Raw genomic sequence first — 26,701 nt, 5'->3', positions numbered from 1 at the left:
ACTGGTTAATTGTTAACAGCAAACCGGCAATTGCAAACTGCCAACTGCAAATTAGTATTAGAAAAAGAAGCCAGGTTTTAAAAAACTGGCTTCTTTGATTTAAGATTAATACCCCGGATTCTGGTACATTTTAACCGGATCGAGTTTAACTTCATCAAAAGGAATAGGGAAATACCTGTCTTTAGTGGTAAAGTTGCTCAACTTTGCGTTACCAAAATTAGATTGAGATTTGGCACGGAAATAGGCTACAAGTTCATCAGTAGTGAAAAAGCGCAACAAATCAAACCATCTTTGGTGTTCAAAGGCAAGTTCTACCCTCCGCTCGTGCAAAATAGCCAGTTTAAGCGTAGGATATTTTGTATTGTAATTGGCATCTGTACGTGCAACGGCATATAAAGGCACACCAGCCCTTGCCCTTACCATATCTAAATACTGAATAGCTACACCATCATTACCCTGCAGCATGTTTACTTCAGCAAGCATTAAAATAATATCGGCATAACGCATCAGCGGGCAGTTATTTCCACCATAACCGTTCACTCCGGCGGCATCACTTGCATCGCGGTATTTGCTTACATACCAGTCTAACACCCTGGTATCAGCTGCATATTTAATTGAGAAATCTTTTCTTGGGTCGCCGGTTTCATAATCCAGTACCAGATCGGGTGTTACATTGCCTCCAACACCTGTAGGCGCTTTTCTTGAGTTAATGGTTTCACCAAAAGGCTGGTTATCTGCCGCAATACTCGATGCATAATTTATATTGCCCTGATAGTTTACAATTTCAAATATAACCTCCGGATTACTGTTTTTCTTTGTTACATCAAACACATCTGCATAAGGTATGCTGGCTAAGGTACCAAAACTTTTCATGTTATAAGCCGCCAATAAATACGTGCTGGCATTGGTAAGGTTATCTGCCTTACCGTTTTCAAAAGTAGTGGCCATGGTTAAATAAACCTGTCCTAATAATCCGTTTATAGCAGCTTTTGATACCCGGCCCAAACCTGACCCTGTTTGCAGGTTAGGCAGTGTGCTGGTTAAGGCATCTTTTAAATCGGCAACAATCTGGGCATAAACCGTTGCCTGTGGCTGGCGTGAGGTATTGGCCAATACTTCTTCGCTACTGGTTAACTGTTTGGTTACCAGAGGTACATCTCCCCATTTTCTAACCAAATGAAAGTACATCAGGGCCCTGATAAATTTGGCTTCGGCAAGGTACTGCCCTTTTGTATCCTGGCTTGGGAAACTTACTTTATCAATATTCGAAGTAACTACGTTACATCTGCTGATGGTTTGGTACAAACTTCCCCAATGGCCTTTTAAATAACTGTTACTTGGCAGAATGCTAAAATTGCCAAACTGGAAAGGTTCGCCCGCATTCGACTGGTTATCGTTGGTACCTGTATCATCCGAACGCTGATCGGTGTACAGGCCGCTGCCCTCGCCAATATTACTGCCACTCCTTAATGATTGATAAATACCGTTAACGGCAAGCTGTACATCGTTAGGTGAAGCAAAAAACTGGTCAACAGTTACTGCATTAGGACTTTTTTGATCAAGAAAATCTTTTTTACAGGCCGATAGTGAAATCAGACCTAAAAAAACTATGAATATATTTTTTCTCATTTTGATATATTTTAATGATGGTTTAAGGTGGATTAAAAAGTTAATTTAACACCTAAATTGTAAGCTCTGGCCAATGGATAATTGCCATAATCAACGCCAGGGGTTAAGTTTGCACCAGCGTTGTAATCAACCTCCGGGTTATATCCTTTGTAATCGGTAATTGTAAAGGCATTGTCTACGCTACCAAAAACCCTGATATTTTCTACATGCAGGTGCTTAGCTAACGTTTTAGGGATGTTATAGCCCAAAGTGATATTGGTACACCTCAAGTAAGAACCATCCTGAAGGTAGAATGAAGATAAACGTGTACTGTTGCTTTGTGTACCTGCGCGTGATGCACGGTAGTTTAGGCCACTACCCGGGTTGGCCTCGTTCCTGTATCGATCGGCCACTTCTACGTACTGATTGCCCGATCCTTCAAAATTGTACAGGTAATAATCTTGCCCGTCTAATACCTGATTTCCATACGATCCGTTAAAAGAAGCCCTGATATCAAAAGCCTTATAACTTGCATTTACGGCAAAACCATAGGTAAAATCAGGATACGGGCTTCCGATGATTTTTTTATCTGCATCGTTTACAATTCCGTCGCCATTGGTGTCTTCGAAATAAAGGTCGCCCACTTTCTGACTGTTCGATTGTGCAGCCGATGGCGCTACTTTACCCACCAGTTCTGGTGTTACCCTGCCCAAAACTTTAAAGCCGTAAAACATACCAATAGGTTGTCCTTCCTGGGTAACGTGTGTAATGTACTGTCTTTCTGCACCAAAACTGTAAATGGTGCTGTTACCACCCAGATCGAGTACTTTATTTTTGTTTAAGGCAATATTACCGCTTAAACCCAAAGTAAAATCATCGGTGTTGATGATGCGGCCATCCAGTTGTAAATCGAAACCTGTATTTCTTATTTTACTGTTTTTTAAATTGGTTAAAATGGTAGAAGTCCCCGAAATGGCTGAAATTGGCTGATTAAACAATAAATTATACGATAAACTGTAATAATAATTGGCAATTACCGATAAACGACCATTAAAGAAACTTAAATCGGTACCAAGGTTATATTGTGAAGTAGATTCCCATCCCAGGCTCTGGTCTTTGATGTTACCGGCCCAAACTGCTGTAGTGATAGCATTACCCGGACCAAAAATAGTTCCACCAGGTGTACTCATGGTTTGCGTATGGTTATAATCGCCAATGTTGTTGTTTCCGCTTAATCCCCAGCTTGCCCTTAATTTAACAGCAGAACCTTTTCCTAAAAACTCGTTATACCAGTCTTCCTGCGATAAATTCCAGCCCGCAGCAACTGAAGGGAAAACGCCCCATTTGTTTTTAGGACCAAACCTTGATGATCCGTCGGTACGGAAAGATCCCGTCAGGAAATATTTGCTATCGAAATTATAGCTTAAACGACCAAAATAAGAAAGCAGCGTAGTAACAGTTTTAACTGCAGAGTTTAATACAAAATCGGTATTTAGTGCCCCTTTATCAGATATTTCACCAATCCTGTCGCTGGTAAATCCGGTTGCCGTTACCCTTACCAGATCGGTATTGGTTTGCTGTGCAGAATATCCGCCCAATACATCCAGACTGTGTTTGCCAATCTTTTTATTATAATTTAAGGTAAACTCGGCAAGCTTATCAACTGTGGTATAGTTCTGTGCCACTGCATTTGCCGCAGCCAGTGATGAAACCGAATATGGTGCGTTACCACCACCATTGCTTAAGCTACCCGGACGGTAATAATCGTACTTTTCGCTATAGTTTTGTGCACCTAAATTGGCCTTAAATGTTAAACCGTCCAAAATATCATAGGTAGCGTACGCATTGTAATTATTGCGGTTGCCCAGGCGGTTAATTTTCATTTCATTTACAGTAGCCAGCGGATTTTCCAGTCCCTGGTAACCAAACTCGTTGGCCAGTGCAGACATGCCGTATTTAGCCGGATTGCCATTGGCATCGTATGCAGGAAGATAAGGCAGATAAAGCAGTGCCGACATCATCGGACTGAAACGGCCTTCGCCAACTTCTTTATTATTGGTTTGCGTTAAAGCAATATTTGCACCCACTTTTAAGCGCTTACTTACCTGTCCTTCAATATTGGTACGGAAGTTTAAAGATCTCATGGCTGTATTGGTTACAATACCGTCCTGATCCTGATAACCGCCACTTACAAAGTATTTAATGTCTTTATTTCCACCAGAGAATGAAAGGTTGTGGCGCTGAAAAAATGCATTTCTGTATAGTACATCCTGCCAATCGGTATTATTTGCAGGAGCAATTGCCGTTTGTGTGGCAAAATTATAGATATCTGTTGGAATACTTACCGATGAACCATTGCCTACATTTTTTGTACGGGTAGCATTATTATCCGAAAACATCGCATCGTTCCAGGTAATTTTGCCTCCGTTAACCACTAAATCTTTATAAGCATTATTACGTCCGTCTATCATCAGCTGGATAAACTGCCCCGCATCTAATAATTTTACTTTTTTGGCCAGTTGTGTCATACCCGCCTGAACATCGTATTCGAAACGTCCCTTTCCGTCTTTACCTTTTTTAGTGGTAATCATCACCACACCACCCGATGCCCTTGATCCGTAAATGGCCGCTGATGCCGCATCTTTTAAAATGTCGATGGTTTCTATGTCCTCCGGATTGATAAAAACGTTGTTCCCGGAAGGATAGCCATCAATTACATATAGCGGGTCGGAACTGGCATTGATAGAGCCTACACCCCTAACACGGATTTTTGTACTGGCATACGGTGCGCCTGTAGTTTGCGATACCTGTACACCCGCAACCTTACCAACCAAAGCCTGGCCAACCGTTGGCGAGCTTAAATTCATTTCACTCGCCTTAACGCTGCTGATGGCACCCGTTACATCCGATTTCCTGATTTTCTGGTAACCAATGGCCACTACTTCATTTAATGTATTGCTGCTTTCTTTTAAAATGATATTGATATTCTGGCGGCCGTTAACCACCACTTCCTGGTTATCGTAACCAATGTATGAGAATACCAGTACAGCGCCTTCATCAACATTGATTGAGTATTTACCATTGATATCGGTAACTGTTGTTTTTTTGTTTTTTTTGTCAAATACACTTACACCGGGTAAAGGCAGGTTATTCTGGTCGGTAACCGTTCCACTTACAGATGCAAATGCTTTAAGGTGCAATCCCGGTGCAGTTACACCGTAATTTATTGCGATTGCTTCTGAATTACAGATGGCGAGTAATCCTAAAGGCAATAGCAGTTTCCTACAGGTATTTTTTATACCCGCGGTTAAAAAAAATGATGTCATCTTTTTGTTCTTAGTAATGGTTTTGAAATATAATTGGGGTTTTGTTTTTTAAGCAGATTGTAGATTTCACATTTACATAGGCTTATCCTTTTTACGATTAACAGGTTAATTTATGGAGCGTTCTACGGCGACAAAAGTATAAGTGTATTTTTAACACTATGTATCCCTAATGTTAACTCTGTGTACCGATTTTGACCGGTACTTTAAATTAACATTAACCAACTTCAATCACAAACTAAATCGATTTAATAGTATCTAAATCGTAACGCCTTGTTAATGTTTGGTTAACGCCTTATCTTTAAATTTGCAATCAAAATTTTTTAAATGAAATCCTTTTATTTTGCCTATTGCTTTGCCTGTTTTGTAAAAGCATATCCGCGCAGAATTTACCTGTTCAATCTTATCCGCTAATCAAAACCAGAAACGAGGTACAATACAAAAATTATTACCTGCTTACTTTATTTCAGCAACTGCCCGAACTGCGTAAAATGCTTGCAGCTGATACGGCATTACAAAGTGCGCTGAAATCGAAAACAGCACAGGTAAACGAATCCCTGAAAAACTGCAGGGCCGAAATCTCTTGTTATGCCAAAGCTTTAAAATTTTCTACAGCAGAAATCGCAGATATTAGCAACCGACTGGCGGCTATTTACTCCGATAATAATGCACTGGGGAAATTGGTGATGAACCATTTAAATCCTTCAGGGTGTTATGCTATGTACAATAAAGAAACTCACAAAGATCTTTTAATCAAAGCCTGGGAACAGGATGCTAAGGCCATCAATTACGCTATTGGGATATATATTGAGGGGAATAAGCCCAATTATCCCAAAATCGATTCCATTAGTTTCAGTTCAAAAGATAAGGAATACGCAGAACTTACTGCAGCCAGTGCCGGTTTAACCCTGCAAAATAAGGACAACCTGTTTTTTGAACCTGCCATGCAATTTGCTTTAACGGCCTTGGAACTAAACGAAAGAAACGATGCAGCTGATTATGAACCCATGCTAAAAGGCGTAAACCTTGCGGCCTTTAACCAGATCAAAAAAACGGATTGGAAAAAATATCCATATAGTTTGATTTTAGTGCCTGGTGCCGGACCAGAGGAAAAAGAGGTTGCACTAAGTGCCGGAGGCATGATCCGCTGTCGCTTAGCTGCCCTGCAATACCAGAAAGGCATGGCACCATTCATCGTTGTTTCGGGCGGAAGGGTGCATCCCTATAAAACCAAATTCAGCGAAGCTTATGAAATGAAGAAATTTTTAATGGAAACACTTCAGATACCCGAAAGCGCTATTATTATGGAACCGCACGCCCGCCATACCACCACCAATCTGCGGAATTGTGCAAGGCTGATGTTCAGGTACGGAATGCCAATTGACAAACCGGGAATGGTTTGCACCGTAAAATCGCAGAGTTATTACATTACCGATATCCTGCTGGAACGTTGTAAAAAAGAGCTGGGCTACTATCCATACAAAAACGGAAAACGTTTGAGCGAAACCGAATCTGAATTTTACCTGAATACCACATCTTTACAAATCGATTTTGACGAGCCATTAGATCCTTAAAGGTTGTCGATGTGCGTTTGGTGCTACGCGATATGTATTAGCAAAGCAATAAGAGCCTGATTAATCCAAATGACATTTATTAACCTCAGGAAATGAGCAACCTGTAGTTCCTGGCGGTTTGCAGTCCCGCCATTCGCTACTTCCGATGAAGGATCGAAACCGCTGCTGTCGGGTCTTATTGACAAGGGTTTATGCATCATACAGCAACAAGGCATCCTGAATTTTCGGGAAAGCTTAAATGTGGAGGTCGGGAAGAAGCTTTGTATTGGTACAAAACTTGCGCGCCAAATATCCGTTTTGTTTTACCCTATACAACTAAACGGCATCCTTCTTTACTTTCCCTTTACACATCTTCGTCGTATCTTTATTAATCAAAAAAAGGAAGATATATGAATACTGAAAAAGCCATACTTGCAGGCGGCTGCTTTTGGGGAGTAGAAGAACTGCTCCGTCATTACCCGGGTGTAATTTCTACCGTTGTAGGTTATACCGGTGGCGATGTGCCCAATGCCACCTACCGGAATCATGGTACACATGCCGAAGCCATTGAAGTTACCTTTGATCCCACTGTTTTAACCTACCGTAAATTATTAGAATACTTTTTTCAGATCCACGATCCAAGCACACGCAACAGACAGGGAAATGATGTAGGTACCTCTTACCGCTCTGCCATTTTTTACAATAGTGATGAACAAAAAGATACCGCAAATACATTAATTGCAGAGCTGGATGCATCTGGCAAATGGCCAGGTAAAATTGTAACCGAGGTGGTACCTGAAACAGATTTCTGGAATGCGGAAGAAGAACACCAGGATTATTTGCAGAAAAATCCTTATGGTTATACCTGCCATTTCGAAAGACCAGACTGGAAGCTGTAAAGAAGATCGTTATAACAAGGCCCGACTCTTCGGGGAAGTGATTGGCAGAAAGCAAAGAAACAGTTTCTTTTGATGGAAATCGGATACAGTAGCATTTTTTTCATCCTGCCCTGCTGTTCGCTTAATCCCGATGAAAAATCGGGACCGCTGCCATCAGGTTTAGGTGGCACTGTCAGGAATACTATTTAGGGCTGCATTATGCTAATCAACCTTTAATAGTGCAAATATTATCCATTTAAACCTGATTGCTGCTAAAATCCCTTTTTTTATCTGAAGGATAATTGATTTTACAAAAGTCAATATTAGTGAAAGATTTTTTTTAGTGCAACGTGCCGGAGAGGAATCGTCATTGCGAGGAGGCATTTTCAGCCGACAAAGCAATCTTACAACTATCGCTAATAGCGAGCGATTTAAGATTGCTTCGTTCCTAGCAATGACGATCACTTTTAAAACGTAATCATGAATAGTCACTAATCATCATCGTCTTTTTTCTTTTTCTCCAAAATTACAAAGGCACTGCGTTTGGGTGCCGGCATTACCGATTGCTCGCCTTTAACCGATTTCCAAACCACTTCATTTAAATCTAAATCGGGTGCAGCATCTTCTTTGGCAAAGTTGAACAGTTCAGAACGTTTACTGCTCTCATTCACGGCTACATTCCGGGTATCCAGATCGATAAGCGGCTGCAGCACGTTATAAGGTGTAAAATCGGGCTTAGCCGTAAAACATTCATACAAGGGCATGGCGGCAGCATCATACTGGCTCATTGGCGGTAGTCCTAAAATAAGTTCCATGGTTCTTAAAAAACCTGAAGTAGAGTACATGGTATGTACAGGCGTATTCCTTTTTACGTAAGGACCAACCACATACGCGGGCGAACGGTGCGCATCAACATGGTCGGGACCATTCTGTGCATCATCTTCCAGAATAAACACAACCGATTCCTTCCAGATTTTACTATGTGATAAATGTTCCAAAATACGGCCAACAGCTAAATCGTTATCTGCAACCGCAGCCTGTGGCGAATATTTCCCTTTCTTTTGTCCGCTGGTATGATCGTTAGAAATTCTTAAAGTATTAAACTGAGGTACCACACCGGCCACCAGTAACGAATCGAAATCGTGCTGCCAGGCATCTACCCGCACCTGATCTTTAATGTCCATATCAAAACCCGGAGAAGCTGCACACATGTGGCCCTGCAACGATTTGATATTTGCTTTGCCGTAGTCGCCAAATTCGCCATAACTGCGGTAACTTACGCCAGCCCGCTGACAGTAATCCCAGATAAAGCCACCTTTAGGGTAGGTAACCGGCCGTCCTCCTTCAAAAGTTGTACTGCCACCACGTGCACCATAACTGGTTGGCCATGTTTTCTCCACTACATCGGTGGCATAAGCGGCCATGCTCCAGTTGTGTCCATCGGCACTTACTTCTGCATCTACATAAAAATTATCGAGCAGCACATAATTTTCAGCAAAAGCATGCTGATTAGGCGTAATTTTTCTACCAAAAAGCGTTAACGTAGAGTCACCGTTTCCTTTTGCAACATCGCCTAGTACCTGGTCGTAAGTTCTGTTTTCTTTAATGATATAAAAAACATGTTTAATCGGTGATTTTTCGCCCTGTTTACGTGGAACCGGGTTGCCGGCTTCACCATCCGCAGTAACCGTACGTTTATCAGTAAAAGGTGTATTGGCATAAACCTGTTTGGTATATATTTTTAATTGCTCGGGCTTTGGGGCATCGATAAAAGATAATGTTCCTTTAAACAATCCTGCTATATATTGCAGCCTGCTATTGGCCGTGCTGCCCATTTGGTAACCACTGTTATCTACCTTAGAAATGGGTTGTGGCCCTTGTGGGTTCGCCATCGAAGTATTGCCTTTACCATTGGTAACCAAAATTTTCGATCCTAAAACCTTAACACTTGTGGGGTACCAGCCTACCGGAATAAATCCCTGGCTCTGGCTTACACCTGGTTTGCTTACATCAAAAACGGCCAGACAATTATTATCTGCATTGGCAATGTATAAGGTTTTTTCATTGGCACTCAGCGCCAGCCCATTGGTAGTAGAACCGGTTAACTGCGTAGCATAAAGCGTGGTGGCAATGGTTTCGATTACCTTATTATTTAAGGTATTGATTACCGAAACGGTATTGTCATTTGCGTTAGCCACAAAGAGAATGTTTCCTTTTTTGTTAAGTAAAAGTTCGTTTGGATGGTCGCCTACAGGGATGAGCCTTTCAATCTTTTCAGCAGCAAGGTTGATAACCGCAACAGATTTTCCGCCCCACAGGGAAGCATACAGTTTGCTTTCATCAGCAGATAAAACACAGCTATAAGCAATTGCCGGAAGCTGGATTTTCTTCAGGATCTTTTTCTCACCCGGATTAATAATATATAAGCTGCTATCTTCCTTGGTTACGGTATATAATTTATTGTTGTTTTTATTTACCACTATCCCCGCCGGGCTGATTTTGCCTTTTGGCCAGATCGGACCTAGTTTAATTGTATCGCTTTTACACAGTTTATCATTCTGGATATTGAAATCCAAAATCCAGTTGTCATTTCCGCCTGAAGCATAAAGGTGTTTTTCATCTTTACTAAAAGCAATGCCATACCAGGATTTGCTCAAAACTTTTTCATCGATAATCTTTTCTGTTTTGGCATCAACCAATTGCAGCGATTGAGTACTTTGGCCGTTATTGGTAATGGCCAGGTACTTGCCCGAAGCACTTAGCTGCATATTTAATGGCAGATCGCCCAATTGCAGGGAATGACCTGCAGGACTCAGTTTCCATCCGTTTGGCAATAAAATCTGTTTTGTGGCTTCGTTTTTACCAGGCAATTGTGCAAATCCCTTTTGAATAATCAGGAAACACAAGAATATTAAAAAGTATGTATTTTTCATTTTCTTATTGAATATACGCAATATTAGCGGTGAAGATTAAAATTAACCAGGGCCCTGATGGTATAACCATTGCCTGAGGCCACGGAGCCGATTTCGCGGATCGCTTCAGATGGGATTACCTGACTGCGTGTGGCGTAGAAAACTGGTCCGCCGGAGATGGAGAACGACAGTTTGGAATGGTTTGGTTCCAGGTTTATTGACGGGCCAAGCATTACTTTTGCGCCACCTTCTGCCTCATCTTTTTCCCATAAACCTTCTAAATCTTGTCCTAAAGCTTCAACACCGATGTACAAGACATTCGAAACACGGTGCTGATAGCCAAAACTGGTAATAAAATCGAGTTTGTCTCTCGTTTTATCAAAAGCTTTTTCGAAACGGAGGTTTCCCGCCATCCGCCAGTTTGTGCGGTCGAATGAAGCAGTAATCCGGCTGATTGCCGAGCCAATGTTCGACCAATCACGGCTTAAACCTAAACCAGCACCCAACCGAAAGCCTGCAATACCTTTTCCACCAACCAAATCCCTGATTACTTCCGCCTGTTGGGCAGAGGTAATGCCACCGGCATTGGCAAAACCGATTGCAGCTGTAGCATATAAAGTAAATCTGCTGCCTAAATAGCCTTTAACACCAAACTGCTGACCCAAACCATCATAGCCAAATTGTCCGTTGGTTCTTTCGCCATAACTACCAGAGTAATGGATATTCCAGCGCGGGTTTTCTGCGGTGAGGGTATTTAAAGAAAACAGAAAAGGCTGAGCAGCATCCGTTCCTGCTTTAACATCTGTTTTGGTTTCATTTATCTTTTGCGCAGCACAGTTAAATACCGCAGAAGCAAAAATGAGCATCAAAAATGTCCTTTTCATTGATGTAATTGTTAAAATTTGGTTTCGTTTAACATTGGCGACTGGCTTGCATTTACCTGATAAGTCTGAATTTTATCATTCTCATCAACCTCTACAATCCGGTAACCTTTATAAGCCGTACCCCAGTTCCCGCCGATGTGTGCATCAAAAAAATGAGGAAGTTTATCTGTGTAAAAAACAGCATCAAGACTATGGTCGTGGCCATGAAAAACAGCCTTTACATTGGGGTAACTATCCAATAATTTAATGGTATCCGGACAATCAACAAAGGGACTTTCGGGTACCCAAAAATGTGGTGGAATGTGCAATACCACGAAAACAGTTTTGAGGTTTTTGAACTTGTCCAGTTCCTGTTTTAAAAAATCGTTATTAGGGCATAAATAAGTTCCTTTGGTATCCGAAGTATTGGCCAGAACAAAACCTACCCCGTTTTTTTCGAAAGAAAAATTATCTTCATAACCAAAAACCGATTTCCATATTTTGGTATCGGCATGATCGTGGTTGCCCGGAATGGCGTAAAAAGGAACCTTAAGTTTATCGTAATAATCTTTTTTAACTTCAGGCAGCAAATCAGGGCGATCATGAACCAGATCTCCGTTAATGATTACAAAATTTAAAGGATTTTTATCGTGCGCTTCATTTAACCACTTCACAATATTCTGGTGATGAAGTTTATATTCAGTCCCCGGTTGCCCGTAATGGCCATCAGAGGCTATAGCAAAACGCAACTTCGGCGCTTTACCAGTTTTAGCAGAAACAGGATGCTGCTCATCAGCAAATGAAGATAAAACTGGCGAAATACTGGCCACAACCGCAGCAGCCAAACTATTTTTCAGGAAAAATCGTCTGTTAGACATAAGGATAAAATATGTTTTGTATTAAAGCCCAATAATAGGTTGACCAGGCTTCTTAAACATAAATTTAATGTTATGATTAGGTTAACAGAACCTTATCCGTGTATCAATTTTATAACAAATACCAATCTGCAAATGCAGCTAAAGCTATAATATCCACCCCAATAAAACAATTTACGGCTTACAGGGATTATTCTATTATGAAACTACTTAAATCATTACTCGCTGGCTTTGCAGGTGCTGCAGCCTTAAATATATTACATGAAAGTGCGAGGCACCTCGATGCTGATGCACCCAGGATTGATCTTTTGGGCGAAGAGGCTTTATCGAAATCGATGGATAGTTTAAACCTCGAAGCGCCCAGAGGCAACGATCTTTACCTGGCTACCCTTGCCGGCGATATCATAAGCAATGGTTTATATTATAGTGCCATTGGTTTAGGAGACCGGAAAAATATTTATCTGAAAGGGGCAATTGCTGGTATTACTGCTGGCTTGGGCGCCATAAGCATCCCAGACAAAATAGGTTTGGATGATACACCGGTTACCAAAACTGATAAAACAAAGATTTTAACGGTGGCCTGGTACGTCATCGGCGGACTGGTTACTGCAGCCGTGTTTAACCGCTTAAAAAAGGCTTAGCATAATGAAAACTCCCCGATTACTTTTGTGGTTTTTCTCTATTGCTTTTGCAATGTTTATCATTTCCTGCAAAACAGGATCTGTTAACCTGTTTAAAGCTGCTAGTCCGCACGAGCAATACCAAAGAAAATTAATGAATGTGGGTCTCGATAAAACCGAGATGGGTTCTGCATGGTTAAATGCCGCTGCAGTGAGTACGCAAAAAGCATTAAACATTAATATTCCTTATAAAGAAAACGGTTATTTTGCCGCAGATAAAGTTCCGGCGGCGGCTTATAAATTCAATGCAACCAAAGGGCAAAAATTAACCATAAAACTGACCAAAACGCCCTCGGTTGGTGCTTTAATCTATATTGATGTTTGGTATAACACAGATCAGGCCCAAAAACTTATAACTTCGGCCGATACTTTAAACAATCCGATTGTTTTCGATATTGATGAAACCGGCACTTATCTGATCAGGCTGCAACCTGAACTGTTGCAGAATGTGGCCTACGAATTGGAGATTACAGCCGGTCCATCGCTTGCTTTCCCGATAAAATCGAAAAATACCAACAGTATTAAAAGTTATTGGGGAGATGGCAGGGATAATGATGCAAGAAAACATGAAGGGGTAGACATTTTCGGCAATTTCAGAACGCCTGTTCTGGCCATTTCGGAAGGAACGGTAACGCGGGTAAACGAAAATAACCTGGGTGGAAAAGTGGTTTGGATGCGCCCGAAAGGCAAAGATTATACCTTATATTATGCCCATTTAGATGAACAGATCGCGGTAGAAGGACAGGAAGTAAAAATTGGTGATACCTTAGGCCTAATGGGAAATACCGGCAATGCCCGTGCTACGCCTACCCACTTACATTTTGGCGTTTATACTTTTAACGGTGCGGTAAATCCATTGCCTTTTATAGATCCCGTAACCAAAACTCCGGCGAACGTTACTGCCCCGGGCAACAGGTTAAATAAAACCTTAAGGACCACATCTGCCGTTAAAATGTTTGCTTCGCCACAAAATAAAGCAACTGTTCTGGCTACACTAAATTCGGGCACAATTGTACAGGCGAATGCCGCAACAGGAAGTTATTATAAGGCAGAACTGCCTGATGGTAGCATTGGTTTTATTCAAAGCAATGGCCTGATAAAAGCAACGGAGCCCTTGAAAAAGCTTAAAATAAATGTACTTCAGCAAAAAGTTTATGATAAACCCGATAGTTTAGCTGCCGTTAAAACAACGTTAAAAGAAGGGCAAACCGTAAGCCTTTTAGGCACCTTTGGTAATTATCAACTCATTGGCAGTGCCGATGCAGAAACCGGCTGGATTATAAAATAACAATCAACTGTTTCACTACCAGATAAGCGGCCAGTGCATATAAAAATATCGCGATTGATTTATTGATAATCAGACTGCTTAACGCAAATTTCTCCTGAATATAAGTTGCAAAATGGGCATATACATAAAGTGCCAGCGAAGAACCCACACCCGAACCTAAACTAAATATAACCAGCGATAGGTAATCGGTTTCAATCCACTGATGTAAAATCACATAATTGCCAAAAAATAGCCAGAATGGAATCTGGACCGGATTTAGCACCCCTAAAATTAATCCGTATAAAACACTTCCGCTGCGTTTATCCTCTTTTTTATTGCTCGTTTTAGGTACTTTTTTCCGGTTTCTCCAGGTAATGGTGCCCATCACCAGAAACATCACAATCATAAAGCAATCAACCAGGGTACTTAGGCGCACTTCGCTTACGGCCTCATTCGGGTTGATATCACTCATGGCCCACCTCGCGAAACGCATCATCCCGAAGGTGAAAAATACTTCTACACAGGAGAATGATAAGATAAAATACCAAACCTGGCGCATGCCTTTGTTAATGGCCAGTTGCGCAACAGTCAGATTGATATTGCCCGGGGGTATATAACCCATTGCATTGAGAACGATGCCGATGAAAAACGTTAGAAAAAGCATTGCCGAAATTATGGATTTAAATTTAAATGCGATGCTAAATATTTTCCGGTGTACGATTTTTCAACCTTAACCAGGTCTTCAGGCAATCCTTCGAACACCAGCTGGCCGCCGCCATCACCACCTTCAGGACCAATATCGATTACCCAATCAGCACATTTAATCATATCCATATTGTGTTCGATTACTAAAATTGTATTTCCCTGTTCAATTAACGTATTCAGCGCCTTCAACAGCTTTTTAATATCGTGGAAGTGCAAACCGGTGGTAGGCTCATCAAAAATAAACAGCGTTTTATTGGCATTGTTACCTTTAATCAGGAACGAAGCCAGTTTAATACGCTGCGCCTCCCCGCCTGATAAAGTATTGGATGACTGCCCTAAATGCACATAACCCAAACCAACATCAACCAAAGGATTTAGTTTGTTGAGGATTTTTTGTTCATCCTCAAAGAAATCAACTGCTTCATCTATGGTCATATCCAGAATTTCGGATACGTTTTTCTCCTTATAGGTTACATCTAAAACCTGCTGTTTAAAGCGTTTACCGTTACAGGCTTCGCAAGGCAGGTAAATATCAGCCATAAACTGCATCTCAATTTTCACTTCCCCCTCGCCCTGGCAAACATCGCAACGTCCACCTTCTACGTTAAAAGAAAATGCAGCCGGTTTTAAGCCTGCAGCTTTTGCAGATGCTAAACCTGAAAATAGTGCACGGATATCATCCCAGGCTTTTACATAGGTAACCGGGTTAGAACGGCTTGAACGTCCGATAGGATTCTGATCGACCATTTCTACCGCACTTACCAGGTCGTAATTCCCAAAAATGCCATCATAAGCACCGGTTTGCTCGCCCGCATAATTCCCGATTGCTTTTTGAAGCGCCGGATATAAGATTTTTTTAACCAAACTCGTTTTACCCGAACCCGAAACCCCACTTACCGCCGTAAATACACCAAGCGGAAATTTCACATCAATATTCTGCAGGTTATTTTCCCTAGCGCCTTTAATCAGGATATGGTCTTTCCATTTACGGCGTTTCTCCGGAATGGCAATTTTTTCTTCTCCTGAAAGATAACGACCGGTTAAACTGTTTTTATCTTTTAAAATCTCTTCGTAATTCCCACTAAAAACCAGGTTACCACCGTGTGTACCTGCCTCGGGACCGATATCAATAATATAATCGGCTGCACGCATCATTTCTTCTTCGTGCTCTACCACAATCACGGTATTGCCTACATTACGGAGCGAAACCAATACCTCGATTAGTTTATTTGTATCGCGTGGGTGTAAACCGATACTGGGTTCATCCAATACGTAAATAGAACCCACCAAACTACTTCCCAATGAGGTAGCCAGATTAATCCTTTGAGATTCCCCTCCCGATAAAGTATTCGATAAACGGTTTAAGGTTAAGTAACCCAAACCTACATTATTTAAATAAAGGAAACGGTTATCAATTTCGGCCAGTAAACGTTTGGCAATTTTGATATCATTTGCACTTAATTTCAGTTCGTTAAAGAAAACCAAAGCTTTTGATAATGGCATCAAAACCACATCGATAATTGATTTTTCGGCTATTTTAACATAAGAAGCATCTTTACGCAAGCGCGAACCTTTACAATCAGGACAGGTGGTTTTTCCGCGGTAACGCGATAACATTACCCGGTACTGTATTTTATAAGTCTGCTCTTCCAGTTCTTTAAAAAAAGCATCCAGTCCGGCAAAATATTTATTTCCGGTCCAAAGTAATTGCTGTTCTTTTTCGGTTAAGGCACTATACGGGCGGTGGATCGGAAATTCGAATTTCGGCGCAGCTTTAATAAAATTCTGCAGCCATACATTCATTTTTTCACCACGCCATGGCGCAATTGCATTATCATATACACTTTTGCTCTTATCAGGAATTACTAGGTCTTCATCAATCCCGATCACATTCCCATACCCCTCGCAGCGTTTACAGGCGCCATAAGGGTTATTGAAAGAGAAAAAGTTTGGTGTAGGCTCTTCGAATTTAATTCCGTCAAGCTCAAAACGATCGCTAAAGTGTTTCGTTGTACCTTGCGCTTCTACATAACAATCGCCTTTACCTTCAAAAAATGCAGTCTGTGCCGAATCTGCCAAACGGCTTAAAGTTTCTTCTTCCTGGTTGGTTACAATCCGGTCAATCAGGATCTGAACGGTTTTATCATCTGTTAATTCAGCATCCTTAAAATCAGCATCATCCAGAACAGATTCTATTTTTTCAATTTTATCGTTAATCAATACACGCAGAAAACCTTTTTGCAATAAGATAGCCAGTTCTTCTTTAATCGTACGGTTATTGTGCGGGTACAGCGGACAAAAAATGGTTACCGTAGTATCTTCAGGCATGGCATTTACATAATCTACCACCGTACTTACCGAATCTTTTTTAACCTCTTTGCCCGAAACAGGCGAGATGGTTTTACCGATACGCGAGAAAAGCAGTTTCAGGTAATCGTAAATTTCGGTAGAGGTACCAACCGTTGAGCGTGGGTTGGAAGTAATTACCTTTTGTTCGATGGCAATTGCCGGGGCAATCCCTTTAATATAATCAACATCAGGCTTATTCATCCGTCCCATAAACTGGCGGGCATACGATGATAAACTTTCTACATACCTGCGTTGTCCTTCGGCATATAAGGTATCGAAAGCCAGCGACGATTTGCCCGAACCCGACATACCCGTAACCACCACAAGTTTATTTTTGGGGATGGCAACATCGATATTTTTTAGGTTGTGCACGCGGGCACCTTTTATGATAATATTTTTATGCGGATCTTTTTCGGCCTCTTTTTTGCTCATGTATTGTAAAGAATATATTGTATAACCCCAGAATGTGGTTAGGGTTTTTGGAATTACAAAAATAGGGTACTCAGACGGTTAATTTATTTTTTAACATTTTATTTTTTGTTTTTTGATAAAAAAATAACTTTCTTTGAATATTAACAACCTCAAAACCAAACTGACACATTCAAAAAACATAGGAGAAGAGCTATAGAAATTAAACATCTACAAATTAATTTTTGGCAAATAGTAAGGGATTTAGTGTAGGTAAACCTATGAATTTACAATCATATAACGATCAGGACCTGGTAAAGGTATATATTACCGGGAACGAGAATGGATTGCAGGAACTTTTAAGAAGACACAAAAGTAAAATTTATACCTCTATCTACTTATTGGTTAAAGACCAATATCTGGCGGAGGATATTTTTCAGGATGCTTTTATAAAAGTGATCAATACCCTGCGCTCAGGAAGATATAACGAAGAAGGTAAGTTTTTACCCTGGGTAATGCGTATTGCGCACAACCTGGTTATCGATTATTTCAGAAAAGAAAAAAGAACACCTATCATCACCAGTTCCGATGGTATGGATGTATTCAATATGCTACACTTTTATGATGAAAGTGCAGAAGACAGAATGCTCCGCGATCAAACCCATAAAGATTTAAAAGCAATGATCCATTTATTGCCAGATGAGCAGAAAGAAGTGCTTTTAATGCGTCATTACGCTGATTTGAGTTTTAAAGAAATTGCCGATTTAACTGATGTAAGCATTAATACAGCCCTTGGCCGCATGCGTTATGCATTAAGCAACCTGCGCAAAATGCTCAAGACTAAGGAGATGACTTATAAAGGGTAGCAAAATTGTTACATAAAATATTTTAGGGGTTGAAATAAAGCATCTGAACAATCGTTAAGTTTATAAAACTTATCACATTCAGTTGCTTATGACAAAAACCTCTACATCAAAAAACAATGTAAATTTACCTACACCTAACATGTTTCAGCCTAAAACTGATATTGAATCTGACGCAGAAATCGACTTATTTTATGATCAAATAAAAGGTAAGTTAGATAGACTGGCTACAAATCCTCAAGATGAAACCATCAATAAGATTTTAGCTTACAGCAGAGCGAAGTAGAAAAATTTTACAAAGACAAAAAAGCTTGTTTCACAGGGTGGGACAAGCTTTTTTTTGTTGATGGAAAATGGAAGAGGTAAGATGGATGATGGCTAGGTTGTTCACTTGTTCATTCGCCATTGATTTATTGGTAGCTGCAATGTTGGTTAATTGGTTAATTGTTCGAATTGGTTAACTGTAACTGCAAACTGCTACCGGATTGCTTTATTGTGGGATTGTTAAATTGTTAACCACTAATCGCCAAAACCTAATGAGTCATAATTTATTCCGCACTAGTTTATTGGTAATTGCAATTTGGTTATTGCATATCGTCCATGAACCATCTAACTATCAACCATAAAACAATTCAACAATAAAACAATCTAATAACAATTTATCGCAGGCCCTCATCCATTTTCCATAACCACATCTTCCATCCCCATAAATGTCCTAATTTTTACAATCCCCTAAAGCAAAAAGCCTTAACTTTGCATAGTGTAATTTTAACACTAAGGGCGCTATGAACAAGAACTTACTTCCACTCACTTTAGGCGGTTTAGGCATCGGAATCACAGAATTTGTGATGATGGGTTTATTGCCAGATATTTCGAAAGATTTAGCAGTAACCATCCCCCAAGCCGGTCATTTAATTTCGGCTTATGCATTGGGTGTGGTAATCGGCGCCCCTTTACTGATTATGATTGCAGGTAAATATCCGCCAAAAATGATATTGATTGCCTTGATGATCATGTTCACCGTTTTTAATGCTTTTTCGGCCTTTGCCCCAACATTTAATACCTTATTTATTGCCCGGTTACTTTCAGGCCTGCCCCATGGTGCATTTTTTGGCGTAGGCTCGGTGGTTGCCAGCAGAATAGCCGAAAAAGGAAAAGCTGCCCAGGCCGTATCGTTAATGTTTATGGGTTTAACCATTGCCAATATTGTGGGTGTACCATTAGGTACTTTTATCGGGCATAATTTCTCATGGCGTATATCTTTCGCAGTTGTAGTATTTGTTGGTCTGATTACTTTATTAAGTTTAAAATTATGGTTACCGGCTTTAGATGCCACCAAAAACCGCGACTTAAAAGCAGAATTAGGTTTCTTTAAAAAGAGAGCAGCATGGATCATTATTTTTATGATCTCTATCGGAACAGGCGGCTTGTTTACCTGGTACAGTTATATTGCACCACTAATGACAGAAGTTGCAGGCTTTTCGCCAAATGCTGTAACCTATATTTTAATGCTGGCCGGAATAGGCATGTTATGTGGCAATTACATTGGTGGAATACTGGCCGATAAATTTTCGCCGGCCAAAGCCTCTGCTGCATTATTACTCACCATGGTAGTTACCCTAACCATTGTGCACTTTGTATCGGCCAGCCAGCCTTTGGCTTTAATTATGACATTTATTACAGGTGCCGTATCCTTTGCATTGGCTGCTCCCATCCAGATGCTGATGATTCAGAGTGCTAAAGGTTCCGAAATGCTGGCAGCCTCAGCAAGCCAGGCGAGCTTTAATATTGGCAACGCATTGGGTGCTTTCTTCGGCGGACTTCCGCTGGTTTATGGCTTCGATTACACTTCGCCAGCTTATGTAGGTGCTGCAATGGCCCTGGTTGGCGCTTTCTTTGCATTTTGGCTAATTAAAAGCAATCAGGGCGTAACCGAAGAAGTTAAAGTACCGGTCACCTCCTTTCATTAACATTATAATTGAATGAATGAGAAGTTTCAACATCCATCCATTCACTCACTCACTCACTCACTAAATCAATCATTCAATTATTCAATCATTCAAAATTACACTATAGCCTCGCATAAAAAGCTCGGGCTGCCGTTCCCATCAGGTTTATGATTAAAAGACGGTGCCGTTAATAAAACCCACAGTATAAAATCTATTCATTCAAATCAAAATCATGTTACTTTAAGCCGAGTACCAAACCTAAACCAGCAGTGGCAAAAGTTTTCTGCTTATTTACATTTCCATTAATGGATATAGAAACCCCGATATCATCAATAAAACGGAAAACATATCGTACTTCTGCAACAAGTGCAGCAGCATTTTTCTGTATAATTTTATCACGCGTGGTATCGCTATTCGATTGATCGTATTTCTTTAGATCGCTCGTAACTGCGACACCTGCACCAAATTCGAAACGGCTGTTGGTGTTGATTTTTACCTTTTTGCCGAGCATTAATGCCGCTTCCGAAAAACCAGGCACCTTAGTGTCTTCGCCATTTACATTCACCTCGTAGGTATCCTGCATTACAGAAGAGAACCTGAACTTGATGTAAGAATTAGGCTTGTTATAACCGATAAAACCTGACATTAACGGTTCACGTAATGTTGCCGCGCCAAACTCTATTCCACCGTTCAAAGCGCTAAAGAAATTATCATAATCGCGCTGTGCATTAGCCGCATTGCCTAGCAGGGCTAAAACGAAAAATAAAAAAAGCTTTTTCATACTATTTTGAGTTTATTCTTTTAAAATGATAGGCAGATTGGGAAGAATGCCCACCCAAAAACACCAATAAGATTCCCCCCGAGCGATCAGTAACATGATTCAGAATTAGGCTACCGTCATTCGCCAAACCGATCTTTGTTTTCTCACTCATTGTACCTCCCCATAAATATGGAACACCGATAGCTTTTGCATAGTGATTACCTAAGTACAACAATCCGGTTGGTTGTAATTCTGCCGGTAATGTTATACGATCAAGAACCACATTATCTTTTTGAAAAAGAAAGCTGACCTTATTGCTATCGAGCACTTTAACTGTTAGCCGTAAATTGGCAGAAGTATCCAAATCGATCTTCTTTTGACTGATATACCTATGGATGTTTTCAATTAAATATTTGCCCTGTGCCATTTTAGCTTCGCCGTCTTTATTATACACCAAATCTGGTTTTAGCTGATAGACGCCTGAGAGTTGCGGTAAATCTTTTTGCAATAATTGCTTTTGTGGTGGCTTATCTTCTTATCCGAAAAAGATGCACAGCCCGAAAAGAAAAAACCAGCTGAAACAGCTAAAGCAGATGTTGTTGTTTTTACATTAAACCCCGCGACATAACCGCGAAATATAATGGGTATAGAGATTTTCGTTTTCATTTTGATGTCCGTTTAAATTCTTAATCAAATCTAAAACTCTAAACATCCATCAATTAACTTTAAAGATTACAAACAGGCATATAATTATCTTTAAAATATAAAAAACAGGTAAAATTTTTTTGTTAAAAATTATACTTTAAAATTTAAACCAGTCAAATAATTCTTTTAGTTATTAAAAAACACTATTTTGAATTCAAAAATTAATCTTTATGGATAACCAACAGGCTTTATTTTTTCAGGCAATTAAATCATCGCTTCCCGATTACCAGAACCTGGCACTAAGTGTAGCCGAAGAGTTAGGGATCAGTACCAACGAAGCATATAAAAAAATAAGGGGCGACAGCAACCTCACTTTCCAGCAGATTATCAAATTGTCTGATTGTTTTGATGTACCTTTTTTATATAGTCCAAAGCAATCACTATCGGTTACTTTTAGTTACCTCAGCGTAAACGAGGATTTAGATATGGTAAATTACCTGCGCAATCTTTTAGATAACATTAAGGCAATTAAAAACAGTAAGGAGAAACACATTACCATTACTACTGACGACATTCCTGTATTTCATTTTTTTAAATACCCCGAACTCACCAGTTTTAAATTATTTTTCTGGGCAAACAGCGCCAATAATCTCGAAGTACCTTTTAACTCTTCCTTTCTTTCTGATGAAATTATCGAAATTTCGAAAGCGCTGCATGCCGCTTATTTAGAAATACCCAGTACCGAAATATGGTCGAAAGATACCATAACAGGCACATTAGAACAGATCAGGTATGCATTTGAGGCCGGGCACCTTACCGATACCGGGCTGGCTATTAAAATTGTGGAGCAGGTAAAATACTGCTTAACGGATATGAATATGTATGCCATCAGCAGCAAAAAAACCATCGACCCGGCCCACACATTCAACTGGTACAACTGTGATGTTTTGGGGAGTATTTCCTACTTAGTAGATTTTAAAGACCGCATGAGCTGCTACAACAGATTTAATACTTTTAACTATTTAAGAACCGAAGATCAGGCTTATTGCAGGCAAACCAAACAATGGATGCAGGGCTTGGTTATGAAATCGGTTTCCTTTAGCGGACAGGGAGAAAAACACCGCAATAAATACCTGTATAATGCCTTTGCTGAATGTGATAAGTTATTGAGGGAAATAGAGGTTAGTCATTAGTCTGAAGTCCAGAGTCATGAGTCGATGTAATTAGTCTGGCATCAGTTAACCGATTTAAACAATTAACCGATTAAACTATCAGCCTTGAACCATCAAACTATTCACAAATAAACTAATGGCCAGCCATCACACATTTCCCTCTTCCATTTTCCATCTTTCCCCTATATTTGCCTATGCTTAAAAAAGAACGCTACAAACTTTTTGTAGAACATTTTTCGGCCAAGCAGCCTGATGCAGAAACCGAGTTACATTACAACAACCCCTATCAGCTATTAGTTGCTGTAATCCTTTCTGCACAGTGTACCGATAAAAGGGTGAACATGGTTACCCCTGCCCTTTTTCAGCGTTTCCCAAATGCAAAAACTTTGGCAGAGGCTACCCCCGATATTGTTTTCGATTACATCAGGAGCATCAGCTACCCTAACAATAAAGCTAAACACCTGGTGGGCATGGCCAATATCCTGCTGAACGAATTTAATGATATAGTGCCTTCTGGTATAGATGATTTGCAGAAAATGCCTGGTGTGGGCCGGAAAACCGCTAATGTAATTGCCTCCGTAATTTATAATGCACCTGCAATGGCGGTTGATACCCATGTGTTCCGCGTAGCCAACCGTTTAGGTTTAACCAATGGAAAAACTCCTTTGGCGGTAGAGAAAGATCTGGTTAAACACCTTCCAGAGCACGATATCCACATTGCGCACCACTGGTTAATTTTGCACGGACGTTATGTTTGTGTAGCCAGAAATCCTAAATGTGATGTTTGCGAAATTACCTACATGTGCAGGTATTTCGAGCGCTTAACCGCACAGAATGAAAGAGATAAATTAAAAGCCTGAAAAATTTATTTTCACTTTACTATTGACATTAGCTAAAAAACATTTACCTTAGCTAAATATATTAGTATTATAAATATTAACATTTGACCATATTAGCCGATAATCAATTATATTTACGCAATCAATGAAAAAAGATATGAGCACTGCAAATCCAGATAAATTAAAAGCTTTACAGCTAACCTTAGATAAACTAGAGAAATCATACGGTAAAGGTACCATCATGAAACTTGGCGATTCTGCTGTCGAACCTATAGATTTTATTTCTACAGGATCAATCAGTTTAGACATCGCCTTAGGCATTGGCGGTATTCCGAAAGGCCGGGTTATTGAAATTTACGGACCAGAATCTTCTGGTAAAACAACTTTAGCTACACACATTATTGCCGAAGCACAGAAAAAAGGTGGTATTGCAGCATTTATCGATGCAGAACATGCTTTCGATCAGTTTTATGCAAAGAAATTAGGTGTAGATACCGATAACCTGCTAATCTCTCAACCAGATAACGGTGAGCAGGCTTTAGAAATTGCCGATAACCTGATCCGTTCTGGTGCTATTGATGTAATTGTGATTGACTCTGTTGCGGCCCTGGTTCCTAAAAGTGAGATTGAAGGCGAAATGGGCGACAGTAAAATGGGTTTACATGCCCGTTTAATGAGTCAGGCACTACGTAAATTAACCGGAACAATTTCAAAAACCGGATGTTGCTGTATTTTCATTAACCAGTTGCGTGATAAAATCGGCGTAATGTTCGGTAACCCTGAAACCACAACCGGTGGTAACGCGTTGAAATTCTATGCATCAGTACGTTTGGACATTCGTCGTATTTCACAGATCAAAGATTCTGACGAAGTTTCTGGTAACCGTGTTAAAGTAAAAATCGTTAAAAACAAAGTGGCTCCGCCTTTCCGTATCGCAGAATTTGATGTGATGTTTGGCGAAGGTATTTCTAAAAACGGAGAGATTGTAGATTTAGGGGTCGACTTTGGAATTATCAAAAAAGCAGGATCATGGTACTCTTACGGAGATACCAAACTCGGACAAGGTAGAGATGCCGTAAAACAATTGTTGAGCGACAATCCAGAACTTGCTGAAGAACTGGAAATCAAAATCAAGACCGAAGTAACCAGCGATAAACTGGCTGAGAAATAAGCCAAAGATTTGCTGATTAAAATATACAAACGCCCTGTTAAACTATCTTTAACAGGGCGTTTACTTAATGGATTTTTTTAAGGAATTTCTACATCTCCCTTAATAAAGATTAGGTTTAATTCTGACTAAAAACAGTATCAAAGTCTTTGGTCACATATACGATTACCAAAAGTGCAGCAATAACCAGTGCACCTAAAATAATCACACCCCAGCTTCCTTTAAGTTTGTTTTTATCTTTCCTGATCAGCCAGTAAATAATGGCAATAAGCGGTATTGCACAAACAATCCAGAATATTAACGATGCTCCAGTCATATATAGTTTTTTTTCCGGATTTGGGCCCGGATGATTAATCGACAGATTTAACTGCCCGTTTATTTATTATTTCCGCTTTTACCAAAGGTGCAGCGTTATAAGCTGCTTTTTCCGTGGTCGAAGAGAATACAGAAAAGCATTTTATCAATTTCCTCGCTTCCTTCGTTTTTCCAGTGCAAGCGCCCCCTCGTTATCTTTTTCTATTCAGAAAAGATTGCTTAGTCGGCTGAAAAAGTCCTCTCGCAATGGACGACATAATGAGGACCAATGTACCAATTACTAATGACCAATGTACCAATTAATCAGTTGGCAGTTTCCAGTTAACAATTTAACAATCCTGCAATTAAACAATTGTCATGATAACACAATTAACCGATTTCAACAGCTAACCAATTAACCCATCTATCAAAATTCCATCCTCGCCATTGGCGAAACATCCTGCCCTACAAAATCATTTTTCAGGTATTTCTGGTAGCCTGCAATGGCAATCATACCCGCATTATCTGTACAGTATTGAAAGGCGGGAATATAAATGTTCCAGCCCAACTCATCAGCGGCCAGCTGTAACCCGTTTCTTAAACCAGAGTTTGCCGAAACGCCTCCGGCAATGGCCACTTCCTTAATATTAAATTGCTTTGCCGCCTTTTTTAACTTGTTCAACAAAATCTGAACAATGCTATGTTGCACCGATGCGCAAATATCATCTAAATTTTCGGCAATAAAGTTCGGGTTCTCCTTTTCCTGTTTCCTGATAAAATACAGAATGGAAGTTTTAAAACCACTAAAACTAAAATTCAGGTCGGCGATCTGCGGTTCAGCAAATTTAAAAGCCAAAGGATTTCCCTGCTTTGCATGTTTATCGATCAGCGGTCCGCCCGGATAAGGTAATGCCAGTAGTTTAGCCGTTTTATCAAAAGCTTCTCCTGCGGCATCATCCAGTGTTTCGCCCACAATTTCCATATCAAAATAATCTTTCACCAGTACAATCTGCGTATGCCCGCCCGAAACGGTGAGGCACAAGAAAGGGAAGTTCGGTTTTGGATCATCAATAAAGTGCGCCAAAATATGCGCATGCATGTGATTGACAGAAATTAAAGGTATATTTAAGGCTAATGCAAAAGATTTCGCAAATGAAACACCAACCAATAACGATCCTAAAAGGCCTGGTCCGCGTGTAAAAGCAACGGCATTAATGTCCTGTTTTGTTACATTGGCATTAATTAAAGCCTGCTGTACGGCGGGCACAATATTCTGTTGATGTACCCTTGATGCCAATTCAGGGATTACACCACCATAATTTTGATGAATTGTTTGGTTTGCAATAACATTGGCAGTAATTTTGCCGTTGTTACAAATAGCAACGGAAGTATCATCGCAAGAGGACTCGATAGCAAGTATAACAGACAAATTATTAATATTTAAGCTGCAAAATTATTAAAAAACTATTTAAAATACTCCTTTGGGTAATCGCATCAATAATTTTGCTGCTCGCGCTTGTTATTTTTTCTCTGCAATTTAAGCCTGTTCAAACTTACTTTGCTCAGAAAGCGGCTGCATATTTATCAAAA

21 protein-coding genes are annotated in these 26,701 nt (G+C 40.2%); 10 read left to right on the top strand and 11 right to left on the bottom strand.

The genetic code is table 11. The annotated features are described in order from the left end of the window. Positions 1-105: 105 nt before the first annotated feature. Together ACTJKC_RS04305 and ACTJKC_RS04300 are read right to left on the bottom strand one after the other, a co-directional pair. Positions 106-1,629 (bottom strand): RagB/SusD family nutrient uptake outer membrane protein, encoded by a 1,524-nt coding sequence (locus ACTJKC_RS04305; RefSeq protein WP_440790437.1) that lies wholly within the window; start codon positions 1,627-1,629, stop codon positions 106-108. Between the two features lie 32 nt (positions 1,630-1,661). After that, the gene (locus ACTJKC_RS04300; RefSeq protein ID WP_440790436.1) at positions 1,662-4,934 is read right to left on the bottom strand and encodes a SusC/RagA family TonB-linked outer membrane protein; all 3,273 of its coding nucleotides are present in this window, start codon (positions 4,932-4,934) and stop codon (positions 1,662-1,664) included. 347 nt (positions 4,935-5,281) lie between these two features. Between ACTJKC_RS04300 and ACTJKC_RS04295 the strand changes: the two genes are divergently transcribed. Beyond that, complete coding sequence (locus tag ACTJKC_RS04295; protein WP_440790435.1) at positions 5,282-6,505, top strand: YdcF family protein; 1,224 nt, start codon at positions 5,282-5,284, stop codon at positions 6,503-6,505. 389 nt (positions 6,506-6,894) lie between these two features. Then, entirely contained in the window at positions 6,895-7,383 is a 489-nt protein-coding gene (msrA, locus tag ACTJKC_RS04290) for a peptide-methionine (S)-S-oxide reductase MsrA (RefSeq protein ID WP_344848573.1), read from the top strand. A gap of 470 nt (positions 7,384-7,853) precedes the next feature. Here msrA and ACTJKC_RS04285 read toward each other — a convergent pair whose 3' ends face one another. From ACTJKC_RS04285 to ACTJKC_RS04275, 3 genes are read right to left on the bottom strand one after another with little or no spacing between them, the layout of a single operon-like run. Continuing rightward, positions 7,854-10,295 (bottom strand): bifunctional YncE family protein/alkaline phosphatase family protein, encoded by a 2,442-nt coding sequence (locus ACTJKC_RS04285; protein WP_440790434.1) that lies wholly within the window; start codon positions 10,293-10,295, stop codon positions 7,854-7,856. A 23-nt stretch (positions 10,296-10,318) separates the two neighbouring features. After that, positions 10,319-11,158: a hypothetical protein gene (locus ACTJKC_RS04280; protein ID WP_440790433.1), complete on the bottom strand. Its 840-nt coding sequence runs from the start codon at positions 11,156-11,158 to the stop codon at positions 10,319-10,321. Between the two features lie 11 nt (positions 11,159-11,169). After that, complete coding sequence (locus ACTJKC_RS04275) at positions 11,170-12,015, bottom strand: metallophosphoesterase family protein (protein ID WP_440790432.1); 846 nt, start codon at positions 12,013-12,015, stop codon at positions 11,170-11,172. 197 nt (positions 12,016-12,212) lie between these two features. Here ACTJKC_RS04275 and ACTJKC_RS04270 point away from each other — a divergent pair, with 197 nt between their 5' ends. Together ACTJKC_RS04270 and ACTJKC_RS04265 are read left to right on the top strand one after the other, a co-directional pair. Next, positions 12,213-12,653: a hypothetical protein gene (locus ACTJKC_RS04270; RefSeq protein WP_440790431.1), complete on the top strand. Its 441-nt coding sequence runs from the start codon at positions 12,213-12,215 to the stop codon at positions 12,651-12,653. A 4-nt stretch (positions 12,654-12,657) separates the two neighbouring features. After that, positions 12,658-13,980 (top strand): peptidoglycan DD-metalloendopeptidase family protein, encoded by a 1,323-nt coding sequence (locus ACTJKC_RS04265; RefSeq protein WP_440790430.1) that lies wholly within the window; start codon positions 12,658-12,660, stop codon positions 13,978-13,980. On the opposite strand, the gene ACTJKC_RS04260 is transcribed toward ACTJKC_RS04265, so the two are convergent. Together ACTJKC_RS04260 and uvrA are read right to left on the bottom strand one after the other, a co-directional pair. Then, a complete protein-coding gene (locus tag ACTJKC_RS04260) occupies positions 13,970-14,623 on the bottom strand; it encodes a LysE family transporter (RefSeq protein ID WP_344848557.1) in 654 nt (217 codons plus the stop codon). The two genes, ACTJKC_RS04265 and ACTJKC_RS04260, sit on opposite strands and share 11 nt — an antisense overlap. An 8-nt stretch (positions 14,624-14,631) precedes the next feature. Beyond that, the gene (gene uvrA, locus ACTJKC_RS04255) at positions 14,632-17,445 is read right to left on the bottom strand and encodes an excinuclease ABC subunit UvrA (RefSeq protein ID WP_440790429.1); all 2,814 of its coding nucleotides are present in this window, start codon (positions 17,443-17,445) and stop codon (positions 14,632-14,634) included. A gap of 257 nt (positions 17,446-17,702) precedes the next feature. On the opposite strand from uvrA, the gene ACTJKC_RS04250 reads away from it, so the two are divergent. The 3 genes from ACTJKC_RS04250 (at position 17,703) to ACTJKC_RS04240 (ending at position 20,254) form a co-directional block, all read left to right on the top strand. Next, entirely contained in the window at positions 17,703-18,287 is a 585-nt protein-coding gene (locus ACTJKC_RS04250; protein ID WP_113950442.1) for an RNA polymerase sigma factor, read from the top strand. Positions 18,288-18,375: 88 nt separating this feature from the next. Continuing rightward, positions 18,376-18,570 carry a hypothetical protein gene (locus tag ACTJKC_RS04245; RefSeq protein ID WP_440790428.1) on the top strand — a complete coding sequence of 65 codons (195 nt, stop codon included), beginning with the start codon at positions 18,376-18,378 and terminating at the stop codon, positions 18,568-18,570. 499 nt (positions 18,571-19,069) lie between these two features. Further along, entirely contained in the window at positions 19,070-20,254 is a 1,185-nt protein-coding gene (locus ACTJKC_RS04240; protein ID WP_440790427.1) for an MFS transporter, read from the top strand. A 214-nt stretch (positions 20,255-20,468) separates the two neighbouring features. On the opposite strand, the gene ACTJKC_RS04235 is transcribed toward ACTJKC_RS04240, so the two are convergent. After that, a complete protein-coding gene (locus tag ACTJKC_RS04235; RefSeq protein ID WP_440790426.1) occupies positions 20,469-21,014 on the bottom strand; it encodes a hypothetical protein in 546 nt (181 codons plus the stop codon). 1 nt (position 21,015) lies between these two features. After that, a complete protein-coding gene (locus ACTJKC_RS04230; protein ID WP_440790425.1) occupies positions 21,016-21,501 on the bottom strand; it encodes a hypothetical protein in 486 nt (161 codons plus the stop codon). A 367-nt stretch (positions 21,502-21,868) separates the two neighbouring features. Between ACTJKC_RS04230 and ACTJKC_RS04225 the strand changes: the two genes are divergently transcribed. From ACTJKC_RS04225 to recA, 3 genes are all read left to right on the top strand, one after another. Continuing rightward, positions 21,869-22,831: a hypothetical protein gene (locus tag ACTJKC_RS04225; protein ID WP_344848537.1), complete on the top strand. Its 963-nt coding sequence runs from the start codon at positions 21,869-21,871 to the stop codon at positions 22,829-22,831. A 173-nt stretch (positions 22,832-23,004) separates the two neighbouring features. Beyond that, complete coding sequence (nth, locus tag ACTJKC_RS04220) at positions 23,005-23,670, top strand: endonuclease III (protein WP_440790424.1); 666 nt, start codon at positions 23,005-23,007, stop codon at positions 23,668-23,670. A gap of 136 nt (positions 23,671-23,806) precedes the next feature. After that, entirely contained in the window at positions 23,807-24,820 is a 1,014-nt protein-coding gene (gene recA, locus ACTJKC_RS04215) for a recombinase RecA (protein WP_440790423.1), read from the top strand. Between the two features lie 115 nt (positions 24,821-24,935). On the opposite strand, the gene ACTJKC_RS04210 is transcribed toward recA, so the two are convergent. Then, the gene (locus ACTJKC_RS04210; RefSeq protein ID WP_440790422.1) at positions 24,936-25,133 is read right to left on the bottom strand and encodes a hypothetical protein; all 198 of its coding nucleotides are present in this window, start codon (positions 25,131-25,133) and stop codon (positions 24,936-24,938) included. 405 nt (positions 25,134-25,538) lie between these two features. Next, positions 25,539-26,540 carry a tRNA (adenosine(37)-N6)-threonylcarbamoyltransferase complex transferase subunit TsaD gene (tsaD, locus tag ACTJKC_RS04205; protein WP_440790421.1) on the bottom strand — a complete coding sequence of 334 codons (1,002 nt, stop codon included), beginning with the start codon at positions 26,538-26,540 and terminating at the stop codon, positions 25,539-25,541. Positions 26,541-26,701: the final 161 nt, after the last annotated feature.

It is taken from the genome of Pedobacter sp. 22226 (genome assembly GCF_052045455.1).
In the GTDB taxonomy this organism is placed as follows: domain Bacteria; phylum Bacteroidota; class Bacteroidia; order Sphingobacteriales; family Sphingobacteriaceae; genus Pedobacter; species Pedobacter jeongneungensis.
The sequence above is the reverse complement of the archived record's forward strand: the minus strand, read 5'-3'. Positions and strand labels throughout refer to the sequence as shown.